This is a genomic window from Kitasatospora sp. NPDC004723 (genome assembly GCF_040609255.1).
Lineage (GTDB): Bacteria > Actinomycetota > Actinomycetes > Streptomycetales > Streptomycetaceae > Kitasatospora.
The window spans coordinates 19,775-33,227 of the sequence record NZ_JBEXJT010000069.1 but is presented as its reverse complement, the minus strand read 5'-3'; the positions used below and the strand labels follow the sequence as shown (position 1 = coordinate 33,227).

Below are 13,453 nucleotides of genomic sequence, written 5' to 3'. Positions count from 1 at the left end.
CAAACCTGCCCCAGGTGATCTCCCACGCTAGCAGTGGCTACGCCCGCTTCACGGGATTTCGCAGCCTGCGCGCGCCGCTTCCCGCGGGGCCGGTGCGCGACGGCCAGAGACCCGGTCGGGGGTCAGATGAGGTCGAGCGGGATGCTGCTGACCCCCGACCGGCTGTCGACGACCGTCGGCTCGGCGCCCTGCGTGATGTAGGTGCCGCCGCTGCGCAGGTCGTTGTACTGCGGGCCGTCGCCGATGTTGATCGGCCCGGACGCGGTACCGATCTGCACGGCGATCCCGTTCACCGTCGAGCCGCTCACCTGGTTGTTCGTCTCCTGCTGCGCCATAGTGTTTTCCTCCTTGTGGGGGCCGGGACGGTCCCGGCCGTGATCCGGTGCGTGGTAGTCGGGCACCGACGAACACCGCCGCACCGCGCCCGGTGAAGCCGGGGCGGGGCGGCGGCGATCCGGCGGGCGGCCGACAGTCAGGTGATCGGCCCGGACGCCTTCCCGGCGGGCATGGCCGGGACAGCGGCGCTCTGGACGACGGTCGCCGCGAACTCGACCTGCTCGGCCCAGCGGCTCAGACTGGCCCGGGCGCCGGTGGCCTCCGCCGCCTGGCGGCGGCTGAGCAGGTCGCCGAGGGCGGCCTCGGCGCTGCGGTGCGCCTCGTCGGGGTAGACGAAGTCGGCCCCGAGGGCGTCGAGCAGGTCGCGGGTGCCGGTGCTGACCCGGGTGGCCAGCAGCCGCAGGTGCTGGGCGTCGTCGACCGGGTCCGGGCGGTGCACGGTGGCGGTGGTCCGCAGCCGCATCCGCTCGGCGAGCTCCTCGACCAGGGCGAGCAGGCCGGCACGGCCGTGGGCCAGCTCCAGCTGCTCGTGCAGGTCGGCGATCCGGGCGGCCGGGACGCCCTGGCTGGGGCGTCGGGCGTCGCCGTGCGCGCGGTCGGCGTCGGTGACGGCCACCGCGCGTTCCTTGCGGGTGGCGCGCCAGGCCAGGCGCCGGGCGGGGTCGTCCAGCCAGCGGCCCAGCTCCACCAGCTGGGCCAGCGGGTCGGGGGAGTGCTCCGCGCCGAGGTGCGAGGCCATCCAGGTCGGCTTGCTCACGAGGTCCTCCTATATAGGGGAGAAGGGGCGGGTGCGTCGGGCACCGTCGAACACCGCCGCACCCCGCACCCCGTGCTGACGGGGGCGGGGCGCGGCGGCGAACGACAGCGTCCGGCAGCGGTCAGACCGGCGGGGCCAGGAGGGCGAGACGCTGGAGCGCGGCGACGGTCTCCGGGTGAGCGGCCTCGTCCAGGACGTGCCGCTGCTCCAGGAGCACACCGCCGGTGGCCGGCTGCTCCAGGAGCGGGTCGGCCCAGCGCGCGACGTCGCGGGCGTCGAGCTCGTCCATGTAGGCGACGTACTCGGCCTGGTCAGCCTCCTCGTACGCCGAGTGCATCGCGGCGAGCCTGGCCTGCCAGGCCTCGTACTCCTCGGTCGTCCTCACGGGCGGATCCCCTCTCGTCTCGTGTGGTGGTGGCTACTTCTTCTGTCCGCCGGCCTTCTCGGCCTGCGCGCGCTGGTGCATCTCGCGGGCCCGCCGCAGCAGCTCGTCCATCTGCCGCTGCGTCCAGGCCTGGTCCTCCGGGCTGCTCACTGGGACCCGCCCTTCTTCGAGGTGATCGGCGGGTCCTTCGGGGCCGGGGTACCGGGGGTTCCGCCACCGCCGTAGGAGCGGCAGAGCATGGGGTCGGTGAAGGTCACTTGCTGCCTCCCTGGCTGGCGGCCTGCTGCTGGCGGAGCTGTTCGGCCTGCTGGCGGGCGCGCTCGGCGGCCGCGGCGGCCTCGGTGGCGGCGGCGATCCGGCGGGCGACCTCCTGGTCGCCGAGGTGCTGGCTGCTCATCGGGGTCAGCCGGCCAGGGGGAGGGAGCGGAGGGTGGCGACGGCGGCGGAGACGGTGACCGGCAGCGGCCGCACGACCCCGGTGGGGGCGGGCTCGGTGTCGGCGAGGTCGTCGAGGTCGATGACGACCTCGCGGACCGCCTCGCTCGCGGCGAGCGAGCGGGTGCGGATCCGGCGGACCTTGTCGGCGAGGAGGACGAGCAGGCCGTCCAGGCCGCGGCTCTCGTCGGGGTAGAGGCCGGCGGCGACGTCGTCCCACACGGCGTCGGCCAGGTCCTCGTCGAGGTCCGAGGCGGCGGGGCTGATGTCGGCGAGCTGCTCGGCGGCGGCCACGAGCAGGCGGCCGGCGTACCGGCCGTACAACTCGTCCAGGTCCTCAACGGCGAGGTGCGGGATGTCGACGGCGAGTGCCATCATGGTCACGGTCGTTGTCCTCTCGTCCTGAGCGGGGTGGGTGGTGCGACCGACTCGGCCCCGGGGTTGCACCCCCGGGGCCTCTTGCGTGCTGGCTGCACGAGCAGCCACGGCCGCCGCCCACCCCGTTGGTCGGGGTGGGCGGCGGCCGTGGTGGTTCGTACGGGTGTCGGCAGGTCAGGCGGGCCGATGTCCGGGCCGGTTCTCCTGCGGTTCGGGATCCGGACCGAGGTACTGGCCGATGAGGTATCCGGGGACGACGGCCGCGCACTCGTGCCAGGACGGCCGGCCCCGCTGCGACGGGACGCGGGCCACGCCCTGCTCGACGCCGGCGCCGGTACGGGCCAGGTAGGCGATCAGGTGGGTACGCATCAGGCCGCGGTGTGCAGCGCGCTCATGTACCTGAGGGCCCACCGGCTCCGGGGACGGGGGAGGGGGCCGTGGTCCGTCGCGGCGGCGGCGAGCTCGGCGACGTCGACCGCGTCGGCGGCGGTGGCCAGTCGACCCGCCAGGCGCACCGGCAGCTGGTGCTGGAGGCGGTTCACCAGGATCTCGGCGCTGAGGTCCAGGACGTCGAGGAGTTCGGTGTACGAGTAGCTGCGGACCGCCAGGAGTCCGGCGGCGTGCAGCCACAGCTCGGCGCACAGGTCGTCGACCGTGTCGCTGGCGATGTTGTCCGGGTCGGCGTCGTCCAGCAGCTCGAGGACCAGGTCGCGCAGGGCGGCCGAGTGCCAGGTGTAGGCCTCGGCCAGCAGCACGGCGGCGGGGGCGGTGAGGGGGTCGGACATCGCGGTCTCCTCGGAATCGGTCACACGGGGCGGGGATGCTGTACGGGCAGAGCAACGGCCGCCGCCCACCCCCTCGTACTCGGGGTGGGCGGCGGCCGGGGCGGTTCGTACTGGCGGTGTGTCAGGCGGCGGGGCGCAGCGTTTTCGTCGGGGCCTCGATGCCGCGGAGCGGGCTGATCGCATCGGTCGGCAGGTCGGCCCGCACGCTGTCCACGTTCCTGACGGCCTTCGCCACCGTCTTCCACTGCTCCATGCGCTGCCGGGCCCGCGCGTTGCGCTCGCTGGCGGTGTGCTCAGCCTCCTCCGGCCGGGGCGTGGCCATCAGGTGCACCGGGCCGGGTTGTGCCGGCAGCGGCTTGTAGTGCTGGGTGGCCGCGCGGCGCGTCTCAGCAGACAGGGCGTCGAGCTCCTGGCGGCGCAGGCGGGCGACCCACCGGTCCGGCGTCAGGTCGACCTCGACCCGGCGGTTGCCGCCGGGGCAGTGATCGGACGTCCCGCGCTCGTGGCCGATCACCTTGAGGTCGGTCTTGCCGACGACGCGGCGCCAGGTGTCGCAGTCCGGGCAGACGACCGCCGCCTTCACCATGTCGATGTTGGCCGGGTTGAGCTGGCTGAGCTTGAGCGGTGCCCGGCCGTAGGTGCGGCGGGAACGGGTGCGGGTCGACATCGGATTCCTCCGGAACGGTCGAGGGGACGGGGGCGAGAGTTGCTGCTCTCTCCGCCCGCCAGGCCCGGCCCGATGGGCTGGTGTCCTGGCGGACAGGCAGCGCAGCACGCTGCTCAAACTGGTGTTGTCGATATCAGGTACGGCCGTCCGACGCTGGGGGAGCTAGAGCTACAACCCCTGGACCTCGCCACCGCCCGAAGGCGGCTGACAACCGCTGTTCTTCGTAACCTCAGCTATGAGGCCACCGCTCTGACCTTGGGGGTTTGACTCCCCGTGGCGTTCGGTGCACTACGAGTACAGCGCACGTGCACCCAAGGTGTCAAGACGCTTGAGAATTGCCTTGACGCACGTCAAGATGGAATCCTTCACTGCTTGACGCGATAGCCTGAGGTCACGCAGTCGCTCGAAGGAGACAGATGAACGCCACCGCCATCGCGGCCGAGATCCGAGACGGGATCTCCACCGGCCGCTACCGCCACGGGACGCGTCTCCCTGCCGTCCGCGCGCTGGCTGAGGAGCACGGCGTCAGCCAGCAGACCATCGCTGCGGCCTACGCCCAGCTGGCGGCCCTGGGCCTCGTCCGTACCGAGCCGGGCAGCGGCACCGTTGTTACCGCTGGCCGGACGGCCGAGGCCCACCTCGGCAGTTTCGGCCCCCCTGACCTGAGCATTCCGATCTGGAAGGCGCCGTCCAACAGCGAGGCCCGCGAAGCGACCACGCTCGTCCGACAGCTGCCCGCGCCGCCCGACATGGCTACATGGGGAATCGCCGACACCGACATCGTCGAGCGAACCCGTGTGCGCTGGGTGGATGATGCCCCGGTCCAGCACAAGATCACGATCGTGCCCTACGAGCTGGCCTCTCGTCGGCCCGAGGGCTACGAGGGGGTTCCGCCCCTGCTGGCTCCGGTCGGAGCTGCCCGCATGGCTCCGCCAGCCGGGGTGCGCTTCGCAGACTGGCTCGGCTGGAACGTCGAGCGGACCGACACCGAGATTTCCGCTGAGGCGATGGACCAGGCCGCAGCTGCAGCCCTCGGTGTGGCAGAGGGAACCCCCGCGTTCCGGATCGTGAGCATCGCACGCGATCCGCAGGGCGGCACCGTCTTCGTGACAGTCACCACTACCGCTCTGCACCACAAGCTGACGCTCAGCATCGCGGGCTAGCCACTCACTAGACACCTACCGCCCCTCCCCTGGACCAGCAGGCGGCTCTCCCGCCTGGCGTTGATCACTGTGCCGAGGGGGGATCGCTGCTCAAAGTGACAGGGGCCGGTGACATTCAAGTTGTCACCGCCCCTTGTCACCTCCGCAGACCCGTACTGCACTGCGAGACTCGCTGAACATCAACTGTGGGAGGGAGCTGCTATGGCGGACGACAGGCCGACGTGGGCTCGGCGCATGGTGGAGGAGCGCGCTGCTCGGGGGTGGTCGCAGGTCGACGCGGTTCGCGCGCTGATGGCCCGGCTGCCGCTCGACCAGGTGGTGGTGGAGCAAGACCTCCTGCGACAGTGGAAGCGCTGGGAGGGCGGGGAGACCCAGCCGTCCAAGTACAAGAAGGAGATCGCCCAGACTTTCGGAACCACCACCGGCGCGTTCTTCCCGGAGCGGGGCCGGCGGGACGGCCGGGCCGAGATCATCCAGGTCAGCGGGATGGACACGGTGGACATCATCGCCAGGCTCCGCGCCAGCGACGTCGACACCGCCACCCTGGACGCACTGCGGATCACCGCCGACCGGTTGTGCTGCGAGTACGCCTACATGCCCGCCGACCAACTGCTGGTCGAGGGACGGGCGTGGCTGGCCCGCGTCGTCGGCCTCCAACATCAGCGGGTGAACCTGGCCCAGCACCGCGAGCTGATCGCGCTCGCGGGCAAGCTCTCCCTACTGGTGGGGTGCGTCGAGTACGACTCCGGCCGGCCGCGCGATGCGGAGGCGACCCGCCAGGCCGCACTGCTCCTCGGAGCGGAGGCGGGCGAGCTGAGTGTCCAGGGCTGGGCGCACGAGATGAAGGCGTGGTTCTGCCTGACCCGGGGGGACTACCGGGGCGTCATCGCGGCCGCCGAGACTGGTATCGCCATCGCGCCGAACGAGTCCGTCGCTGCCCAGTTGTACGCGCAGAAGGCGAAGGCGTGGGCGCGGATCGGCGACCGGCAGCAGACTGAGGTTGCCCTGGATCAGGGCCGCCTGCTGTTGGAGCGGCTCCCGTACCCGGAGAACATCGAAGATCATTTCGTTGTCGACCCGGCGAAATTCGACTTCTACCGGATGGACGCCTACCGCAAGGCCGGCGAGAACCGCCTCGCCGAGCAACTGGCGAGCGAGGTGATCCGCGCCAGCACGGACTTCGACGGAACCGAGCGGGCACCGATGCGCATCGCTGAGGCCCGGGTCACCCTCGGGGTGGTCGCCGCGCGAGAAGGCGACCTCGACACCGCGCTGTCCTTCGGCGAGAGGGCTCTCCAAGGAGAGCGCCGGTCGCTGCCGTCGCTCGCGATGGTCTCCGCAGACCTCGGCCAAGTCCTCCAGGACCGCTACGCCCACGCGCCCGAAGCCACCGCGTTCGTCGAGCACCTCCGTGAGCTGCGGGGACCACGGGCATGACGGCGAACTTGATCAGCTCGCGGAGCGTTGGATCATCAGATCGACACGGTGAACTTCTGGCTACTCTGCGCGTTGTCCACAGGGGTAGGCTGGCCCCGACAGTGATCCAAAACGACTTCGCCGCCCGGACCCGAGGGTCCGGACGGCGTTCAAGTGGATCGGCGCCCGGCCAGGGGCCCGTCCCGGTCGACCACGCGGAAGGTGGTGACGTTATGCAGGGTACCCGCAGTGGCACCCCCTCATACGCGCGGCACCCCGCCGTGGAGCGACCGAGTCGGTCTCGCTCCGGCGGGGTGCCGTCGTCGTATGTGCGGCCAGGTCTGCTGCCCCCTGTGTGGGGGTGTGCCGTGACCTAGCCGTCTGTGGCGGGGCCCGACCTTTCCACGGGTCTGGACTCCGCCGGCCGCTCTTCGGGATTTCCACCCCGAATCGGCCTACCTGCTCCACCCCGCTCTCGGGCTTCCACACCGTTGAGCGGGCTGCTGGGGGATCGGCTTCCAACCGACCACCAGCGGTTTTTTCCCAAGGAACCACAACCGGCCCTTCCCAGGGCCTTTGCAGTACCCGGCTCCCTGTCCAGGAGCCGTTCCGCAGTCGGGGCCCCAGCAAGGGCCTCGGCTGCACCCATCACCAACCACCAGAGAAAAGGAGGTCGCCGATCGGGTTTCGCCCCCGCGAGGGGGCCTGTGTGTCCACACCCGCAGGGGGTGCTTCCTACCAACACCCCCGAGGGGGCGCCGTTGCGTCCCCATGTAGCTGTAGGGAGCTTTGTCATTTTGGCGCAGGTCAGCAGGCCTTTCCAGTCCCGCCGTGTCCCCGTCGCGGCGGGTAGTGTCCCCGGTTTGAGCTCGGAGGATGCCAGGAGGGAGGGGGGAGAACTCTCCTCCCCCGCTCCTGCCTTGGCATTCGCGGCGGACCGGTTGACGGACCGGTTGTCGGAAGCCGCCGACAGCAGTCCCAGGACTGTGACGGACATCACTCGTTCGGATGAGTGCGTCGAGGGCGCCATTGACGGCCTCACGGGTGTAGCTGCGGCCGGGATGCCGGTTCCCGGCCAGCGGTCGGCCGGGCCGTCGGAGGAGCATCCGTTCCCGGACGCGGCGGAGACGACGTTCGTCACCCCGGCCGGGCAGATGGACGGCGTCTCGTTGTGGGATGCGCCGGTCAAGGAGCCGTACGACGACGAGTACGGCCAGGACTGGCCCGAGTGTGACCCGGCTGAGGCCGGCTGGCTCTGGGAGACCGCGGCCGAGGAAGCCGGTCCAGCGGTTCGCGGCCAGCGGTCCGCTGCGCCGGTCGAGTCGGCGGACAGGGGGCCGGAGCCCGAGTCGGGGCCGCGTCCGGTGTTGGCGCCGTTGGCGCTGTCGCCGGGGATGCGGTTGCGGCTGCGTGCCGCGGTGCGGGCTCTGCTGGCCGTGCCGGGTCTGGCCGGTGCGCCAGATCCGGTGCGGCTGGCGGCGGTGGTGCTGATGTCGCGGACGCCGCACGAGACGCGTGCGGTGGTGATCCGTAAGGGCGAGCTGGGCCGGTGGCTGGGGCTGTCCGCTGGCCGGATGAAGGCCGTGCTGCGCATGGTGCGCGACACCGCTCCGGTGTCGGTGGAGACCTTCAAGGGTGACTACAACGACGACCAGGCGCTGGAGTGCCGGGTGGGCGCGCTGGAGGCCGCCCGAGGGGTGGCGGGGCATCCGCTGAACCTGACGCGGAAGGAGCTGGCGGTGCTGCTGCGCCTGGTAGAGGTGCTGTTCGCGCCGGGCTGGGCGACGGCCGGCGGAGGGATGCGGGACAGGGGTCTGCTTGCCGGGCGGACGGGCCGGGGCGCGGCGACGGACCGGTTGGCGGCGCTGCTGCTGGTGCTGGAGGCCGGGGAGTCCGGACGGGTGCGGCTGTGTGGCGGGAAGGTGAGCGCGGCCGCGGGTCGGCCGGCTGCGACGTTGGCGCGGATGCTGGGCTGTACTCCGGCCGGCGCGGTGGAGGTGCTGGCGCGGCTGGCGGAGTTCGGGCTGGTGGAGCGGCCGCGGCGCGGGGTGAGCGGGTTGCTGTCGCGGTCGCGGATCGTGCTGCCCGCGGTGGCGGCCGCGCACCGGGCGGCATCGGCGGGGTCGACGGAGTCGGTGAAGCAGGCCGCTCCGGTGCGCCGGGAGGCGGGCCGGAAAGCCTCGGCTGATGTTGCCGGCGACCTCGGCGCTGCGACCCCCCTGGGTGAGGCTCCTGTGACGGAGGAGAATCCGCAGGTCAGCGAGGTGGACGCGACCGGCGGGGCCGAGATTTCAGACCTTGGCGTTACGACCCCCCTTCACGCCTCTCACTCTCGGGTGGTTGAGGCAGGTGGTGATCTCAAGGTGGATGGTGGCTTTTCCGGCGTAGCCGACGTCGTGGCTGAGCACCGTCGGCCGGAGCGCGCGGACGTACGCGAGGACCACCCGGGCACCGCCCCGGTTAGGCGGGCCGATGCCCGGCCGACTGCCGATGGTGGCGTGGGTGGCCCGCTGCGCAGGGACAAGCCCAACCCCGGCGCGATCGACCAGAACAACCCGGAGCAGCAGGTGCCCGTGCGGCTGAGCCGCCGAGCGGTGCCGCGGCCGCCGCAGGACCTGGTCCAGGTCCTCGCGCCGGTGGAGTGCCTGTGGGAGCGCCTGGACCGGGCCTGGTCCAGGCGCCGGATCGTGACCGCGGTGCGGGACGAGCTCGCCGCCGTCGACCGGCTGACCGGCGGCCGGAGCGCGGCCGCCGCGCTCGCCGACCGGCTGCGCCACCGCCTGCACGTCGAGGGCGGCAGCGCCCTGGTGTCCGACCCGGTCGGCTGGCTGCTCGCCAAGGGCCTGCCCCAGCACGCCGGCTGCAAGCACCCGGCGTGCGACGACGGGATCCGCCTGGACACCCGCACCGCCTGCGTGAACTGCGAGCACGCTCGCGCCGACCGCCGATCCCGGCGCCGGGCCCTGGTCCGCGAAGCCGTGGCCCAGCTCCCGGCCGGAACCGACCCAGCCCAGCGGCGTGCCGCGGTCGACGCCCACCTGCACCAGCACGCGATGCTGCGCGCCGAGCAGCAGGTGGTCGACCGCCGGCGGGCCGAACAGCGCCGCGCCGAGGCCGATGCCCGTCGGGCCGAGCGGCGGATGCGGGCCGAGGCCGCGGAGGCGGCGCGCCGGGCGCTGCCGTGCGAGGACTGCGGCACCGAGCGGGCGGGTGGACTGTGCGGTTCGTGCTGGGCTCGGCGTTCCATCCGCGCCGTGGTGGGTGAGTGCGTGGACCTGGCCCTCGCCGCCTGCGCCGACCTCGCCGACCACCGCGACGTCAACGCCACCGCCCGCCGCGCCGAGGCCGAGCTGCGCGCGGCGATGGCCGCCGCCCGCCCCGCCGGCGGCGGCGGCGGCCGCGAGGACGTCCTCGGATCCGACTTGCAGACCGTCCGGGACGCCGTCGCCGCCTACCGCGCCGACGCGCTCGCGCGGCTGGCCCGTACGCCGCTGGCCGACGCCGAGGCCGACCTCGCCCACGACACCGCGCTGCGCGCCAACCGCCACCGCCCCACCGCGCAGGCAGCCGCCGACCAGGCTGCCGAGCAGGCCCGAGTCACCACCGCCCGGTACCTGCTCCTCGAGCGCCTGGGGACCGTGCAGGCGCTGCGCGAGCGCGCCAGCCAGCTCCGTTCGGCGGCCGCCGCCCCGGTCCGCGAGGCGGTGAACGCCTGATGACCCCGACCCCGGCCCCGGCCCCGACCTCGGCCACCGGTGCCGATCTCGCCCGCACCGCGCTACGCGCCGCCCGCCAGACCGCCCGCACCCACGGCAACGCACCCGCCCCGCGAACCGCCCGCGCCGTCCGGCCGGCCACCGCCGCACGCCGTGGCCCGCGCGAGCCCGAGCTCCTCGCGGAGGTGTTCCTCGCCCTGGTCGCCGCCCACGGCTGGACCCTGGGCACCGCCGGCGGAGGCCTGCGCGACCACTGGCCCGCCATCGTCGGCCCGGACGCCGCCGCGCACTGGCACCTCGCCGGCTACGACCCCACCACCCGCCGCCTGCGCGTGACCGCCGACTCCCCAGCCTGGGCCGCCCAGCTGCGCCTCCACCTGCGCCGCATCCTCACCGCCCTCGAGCAGCTGCGCCCCGGCACCGTCCGGGCCATCGACGTCCGTGTCAGCCCCGCCCCCGCACCGCAGCCCGACCACGACGCCGACGAGCGGCCGGCCCCCCGCCCCGCACCGACGCCGCCGGCCCGGGCACCGCTCGCCGACCACACCGCCTACCAGGAACTACGCCGCCAGATGCGCGAACAGGCCCTCGCCCGCCAAGCCGCGCTCGACGAAGCCACCGCCCAGCGGGAAGCCATCCTGACCCGGCACTACAACCGGCTGCGCGAACCCGAGGACGCCCACCGCACCGCGATCGAGACCACCCCGGCCGCTGACACCAACGACCACGACCGCCAGCAGCGCGCACGCCACCGCGCCGCACTCGCCGTCGCCCGCGCCACCCGAACCGGGACAATCCCGCTGCGCACCGCTCGCCAGCCGCAGCCTGCACCCGCCCGTGGTGCTGCGTGAGGCCGCCGACCATCCATCCCGAAGCGAGTAGCCTCGCAGCAGACGAGAAAGGGAGCGTTGCCATGAGTCAGCCCGTGCACGACGGAGTCGAGCTGATCCCCCGGCCCGAGCAGAGTCCGGCCGCGCTCAAGGCCGCGCTGGCCGTCGTCGCCGCGGACCGTCTCCCCGAGATGATCGACGGGCAGACGAAGGCCATGGCCGAGGCCATCACGGCCGGGAGCGTCCAGCCGATCCGCGCCTTCGTCGCGCACTGGGCCGCCGTCGTGGAGATCGAGCGGCACCCCACCACCGCCCGGGCCTGGCACCGGGCGAACTACCTCGCCAACCACGCCGGCACCGTCCAGGAGTGCCGCGAGCACGCCACCACCGTCGCCGAGCTCTACCGCGCCGCCTACGCGGCGGTGAACGCGTGACCTGGAGCTGGGAGTACCTCCCCAGCGAGCAGCACGTCACCGCTGGCGCCCCGACCGACTTCCTCGCCGCCGTCGAACACCGGGCCGCCGAACTCGTCCGCGCCGCCGAAGCGCTCTACCTCGACGGCACCTCCTACCAGGGCAGCGGCGAGCCGATGCGCTACCTCGACGTCGCCGGCGGCCTGCTCGCCTACTACATCGTCCCTCGCCTGGAACTTGTCGTCGTCTGCCAGATCACGCCGCCGCCGACACCCTGAACACGGAAGTCGCAGACCACCCCGCACCGACACGCGAAGCACGGGGAGTGTCCGCCTTACAGCAGCCCGCCCAAGGACCAGACGCGTTCGGCGAGCTGCCCGCGCAGCAGCCCGTCGGTGGTGCTGGCTTCGGTGAGCCAGTCAGTGGCAACCAGCAGGTCGGCGTGCTCAGTGACGTTCTCCACCGGGACGGCGCAGAACGCGGCGGCCGCCTCCAAGGGGATTCCGTCATCCTTGGCGTGGCCGAGGTGGCCGTCGGAGCGGGTATGGGCGGCGGTGTACAGGGCAAGGAGCCGGGTGGCGGCGTCCGTCTTCTTCTTGCGGAGCTTGCGGTCGCCGATGGCTTTCTGTGCCCAGCCGGAGAGCTTCGGGCGGGTGGACTTGCCGAAGGTGAACGGGTATGGGTCACAGGGCAGCAGCGAGGGCACGGTGACCAGGGTTGGGCTCTCGGGGCGGGAGACCAACGCTTCGGTGACGGTGCCCGGCAGGTGCAGCCAGTCGGCGGCGACCAGCTGGTCCAGGACCCGTTCGGTGTCGTCCTGGATCCAGCCGGTGAAGTCCTGGCCGGTGACGTTCCCGGTTCCGGTGCGCGCGGTGCGCAGGGTGAGCATGAGGACGGTCAGGTGCACCTGGGGGTCGTGGTGCGGGGCGTTGGCGGTGACGTGGTCCAGCACGGTGCGGGCGCAGGCGGCCTGCTGACGGGTCAGCAGCCGCTCCACCACGACCTCGTGCCCGCCGCTGGTGCCGTCGGTCACGTGGCCGGTGCGGTTGCGGTGCGTCTCCCGGCTGGTCTCGGCTGCCTGCCGGGCGCGCCGCGCTTCCTGACGCAGGTTGGTGTCGCCGGTGACGTCGGCCCACAGGTCGAACGCGCGGGCCTTGCGCTCCTGGAGCTCGGCGAGCAGAGCGTGGTCCGGTTCGGTCCGCCTCTGGTGGGCGCGGAAGGCGCCACCGAGCTCGATGAGCTCGGTGCGCAGCACCTCGGGCTCCAGGTCGTACGGCACGATCCGCTGCGCGATCTTCCCCCACCGCTTCGAGCGCCGCGAGGTGCCCGCCGGTGAAGCGGCGCGGACGTCGGGCACGTTCTGAGCGGCGGCGGGGGAGGGCAGCTCGGGCGCGGTGGCGCGGTCGGAGAACGCCGCAACCACCTTCCGCTCGACGGTGCCGCCCGGATGCTCCCCCGCCGGGGCCGGCTTCCCGCTGACCGTGGCCGCCTCGGTGGGTGGGGTGCGGGCTGCGGGGACGGCGCTGGCCAGCACGCGGCTGCCGGGGGTGGCGGCCGCGCAGCGGGCGCACGTCTCCGCCAGCCGCCACAGCCGCCCGGCCCGGTCCGCGTACACAGTCAGAACCACCGCGCCGCCGCACCTCACCGCACCCGCCACCGGCCGTTCCTGGCCGCGCCGCCCGGCGCTCGCGTCGGTGTCGGTGACGTGCCAGGCGCAGTGGCCGGCCAAGCAGGCGCAGTACGCGTGAGCGCGGGGCGCGCCGCCGGTGCGGATACGGGCCACGTGCAGCTTGACGTGCTCCACCGCCTCCTTGCGTCCCTCGGCGGTGCTCGGGAAGCGCTGGTCGGCGCAGGCCGCAGCCGAGCAGGACAGCCGGACGGTGCCGGCTGTGAGGCGGCCGTAGGGGTCCAGGCGCACCGTGAACGCCCGTCCCACGACGCGTTCTTGCTGTGTGCCGGTCTCGGCCTGCATCGCCACCTGCGACTCCCCGCGCTGTGTAGGCCCGTTGTTCCGGGCGGATCCCATCATCGTGGAGCCGGCCCATCGGATGGGGTGAGTGGCGACACGCCACGCCAGGCTGATCGGCGCGGGAGAACACCGCCGCTCCCGGCGGGCGATTTGCACATTGCCCCGCCTGGGGACCTGCCTCGGTGGCACGATGAGAGTCCATG

15 protein-coding genes are annotated in these 13,453 nt (G+C 73.1%); 6 read left to right on the top strand and 9 right to left on the bottom strand.

What is annotated here, in order from left to right; translation table 11 throughout:
* Positions 1–122: 122 nt before the first annotated feature.
* The 8 genes from ABZW10_RS36745 to ABZW10_RS36710 all read right to left on the bottom strand — a co-directional run bounded on the left by ABZW10_RS36745 (position 123) and on the right by ABZW10_RS36710 (position 3,743).
* Positions 123–335 (bottom strand): hypothetical protein, encoded by a 213-nt coding sequence (locus ABZW10_RS36745; protein ID WP_355375408.1) that lies wholly within the window; start codon positions 333–335, stop codon positions 123–125.
* A gap of 137 nt (positions 336–472) precedes the next feature.
* Entirely contained in the window at positions 473–1,093 is a 621-nt protein-coding gene (locus tag ABZW10_RS36740) for a hypothetical protein (protein ID WP_355375405.1), read from the bottom strand.
* A gap of 121 nt (positions 1,094–1,214) precedes the next feature.
* Positions 1,215–1,478: a hypothetical protein gene (locus ABZW10_RS36735; protein ID WP_355375402.1), complete on the bottom strand. Its 264-nt coding sequence runs from the start codon at positions 1,476–1,478 to the stop codon at positions 1,215–1,217.
* Positions 1,479–1,731: 253 nt separating this feature from the next.
* Positions 1,732–1,875: a hypothetical protein gene (locus ABZW10_RS36730; RefSeq protein ID WP_355375399.1), complete on the bottom strand. Its 144-nt coding sequence runs from the start codon at positions 1,873–1,875 to the stop codon at positions 1,732–1,734.
* A gap of 5 nt (positions 1,876–1,880) precedes the next feature.
* A complete protein-coding gene (locus ABZW10_RS36725) occupies positions 1,881–2,297 on the bottom strand; it encodes a hypothetical protein (protein WP_355375397.1) in 417 nt (138 codons plus the stop codon).
* Between the two features lie 168 nt (positions 2,298–2,465).
* Positions 2,466–2,660 (bottom strand): hypothetical protein, encoded by a 195-nt coding sequence (locus tag ABZW10_RS36720; protein ID WP_355375395.1) that lies wholly within the window; start codon positions 2,658–2,660, stop codon positions 2,466–2,468.
* Entirely contained in the window at positions 2,660–3,076 is a 417-nt protein-coding gene (locus tag ABZW10_RS36715) for a hypothetical protein (RefSeq protein WP_355375392.1), read from the bottom strand. Before ABZW10_RS36715 ends, ABZW10_RS36720 begins: the two co-directional genes overlap by 1 nt.
* Positions 3,077–3,197: 121 nt before the next feature.
* A complete protein-coding gene (locus ABZW10_RS36710; RefSeq protein ID WP_355375390.1) occupies positions 3,198–3,743 on the bottom strand; it encodes a hypothetical protein in 546 nt (181 codons plus the stop codon).
* A gap of 416 nt (positions 3,744–4,159) precedes the next feature.
* On the opposite strand from ABZW10_RS36710, the gene ABZW10_RS36705 reads away from it, so the two are divergent.
* From ABZW10_RS36705 to ABZW10_RS36680, 6 genes are all read left to right on the top strand, one after another.
* On the top strand, positions 4,160–4,906 hold the full coding sequence (locus ABZW10_RS36705) for a GntR family transcriptional regulator (protein ID WP_355375387.1): 747 nt from the start codon (positions 4,160–4,162) through the stop codon (positions 4,904–4,906).
* Positions 4,907–5,107: 201 nt separating this feature from the next.
* A complete protein-coding gene (locus ABZW10_RS36700) occupies positions 5,108–6,343 on the top strand; it encodes an XRE family transcriptional regulator (RefSeq protein ID WP_355375384.1) in 1,236 nt (411 codons plus the stop codon).
* A 1,040-nt stretch (positions 6,344–7,383) separates the two neighbouring features.
* A complete protein-coding gene (locus tag ABZW10_RS36695) occupies positions 7,384–10,038 on the top strand; it encodes a hypothetical protein (protein ID WP_355375381.1) in 2,655 nt (884 codons plus the stop codon).
* Positions 10,038–10,889: a DciA family protein gene (locus ABZW10_RS36690; RefSeq protein ID WP_355375379.1), complete on the top strand. Its 852-nt coding sequence runs from the start codon at positions 10,038–10,040 to the stop codon at positions 10,887–10,889. Before ABZW10_RS36695 ends, ABZW10_RS36690 begins: the two co-directional genes overlap by 1 nt.
* A 62-nt stretch (positions 10,890–10,951) precedes the next feature.
* Complete coding sequence (locus ABZW10_RS36685) at positions 10,952–11,302, top strand: hypothetical protein (RefSeq protein ID WP_355375376.1); 351 nt, start codon at positions 10,952–10,954, stop codon at positions 11,300–11,302.
* Entirely contained in the window at positions 11,299–11,559 is a 261-nt protein-coding gene (locus tag ABZW10_RS36680; protein ID WP_355375374.1) for a hypothetical protein, read from the top strand. Before ABZW10_RS36685 ends, ABZW10_RS36680 begins: the two co-directional genes overlap by 4 nt.
* A gap of 56 nt (positions 11,560–11,615) precedes the next feature.
* Here ABZW10_RS36680 and ABZW10_RS36675 read toward each other — a convergent pair whose 3' ends face one another.
* Entirely contained in the window at positions 11,616–13,253 is a 1,638-nt protein-coding gene (locus tag ABZW10_RS36675; protein ID WP_355375411.1) for a hypothetical protein, read from the bottom strand.
* Between the last annotated feature and the right edge of the window lie 200 nt (positions 13,254–13,453).

Coding starts and splice junctions, on each gene's coding strand:
- ABZW10_RS36745 (WP_355375408.1), bottom strand. CDS start 335: ATGGCGCAGCAGGAGACGAACAACCAGGTGAGCGGCTCGACGGTGAAC.
- ABZW10_RS36690 (WP_355375379.1), top strand. CDS start 10,038: ATGACCCCGACCCCGGCCCCGGCCCCGACCTCGGCCACCGGTGCCGAT.
- ABZW10_RS36700 (WP_355375384.1), top strand. CDS start 5,108: ATGGCGGACGACAGGCCGACGTGGGCTCGGCGCATGGTGGAGGAGCGC.
- ABZW10_RS36715 (WP_355375392.1), bottom strand. CDS start 3,076: ATGTCCGACCCCCTCACCGCCCCCGCCGCCGTGCTGCTGGCCGAGGCC.
- ABZW10_RS36710 (WP_355375390.1), bottom strand. CDS start 3,743: ATGTCGACCCGCACCCGTTCCCGCCGCACCTACGGCCGGGCACCGCTC.
- ABZW10_RS36705 (WP_355375387.1), top strand. CDS start 4,160: ATGAACGCCACCGCCATCGCGGCCGAGATCCGAGACGGGATCTCCACC.
- ABZW10_RS36720 (WP_355375395.1), bottom strand. CDS start 2,660: ATGCGTACCCACCTGATCGCCTACCTGGCCCGTACCGGCGCCGGCGTC.
- ABZW10_RS36685 (WP_355375376.1), top strand. CDS start 10,952: ATGAGTCAGCCCGTGCACGACGGAGTCGAGCTGATCCCCCGGCCCGAG.
- ABZW10_RS36675 (WP_355375411.1), bottom strand. CDS start 13,253: ATGCAGGCCGAGACCGGCACACAGCAAGAACGCGTCGTGGGACGGGCG.
- ABZW10_RS36695 (WP_355375381.1), top strand. CDS start 7,384: ATGCCGGTTCCCGGCCAGCGGTCGGCCGGGCCGTCGGAGGAGCATCCG.
- ABZW10_RS36730 (WP_355375399.1), bottom strand. CDS start 1,875: ATGAGCAGCCAGCACCTCGGCGACCAGGAGGTCGCCCGCCGGATCGCC.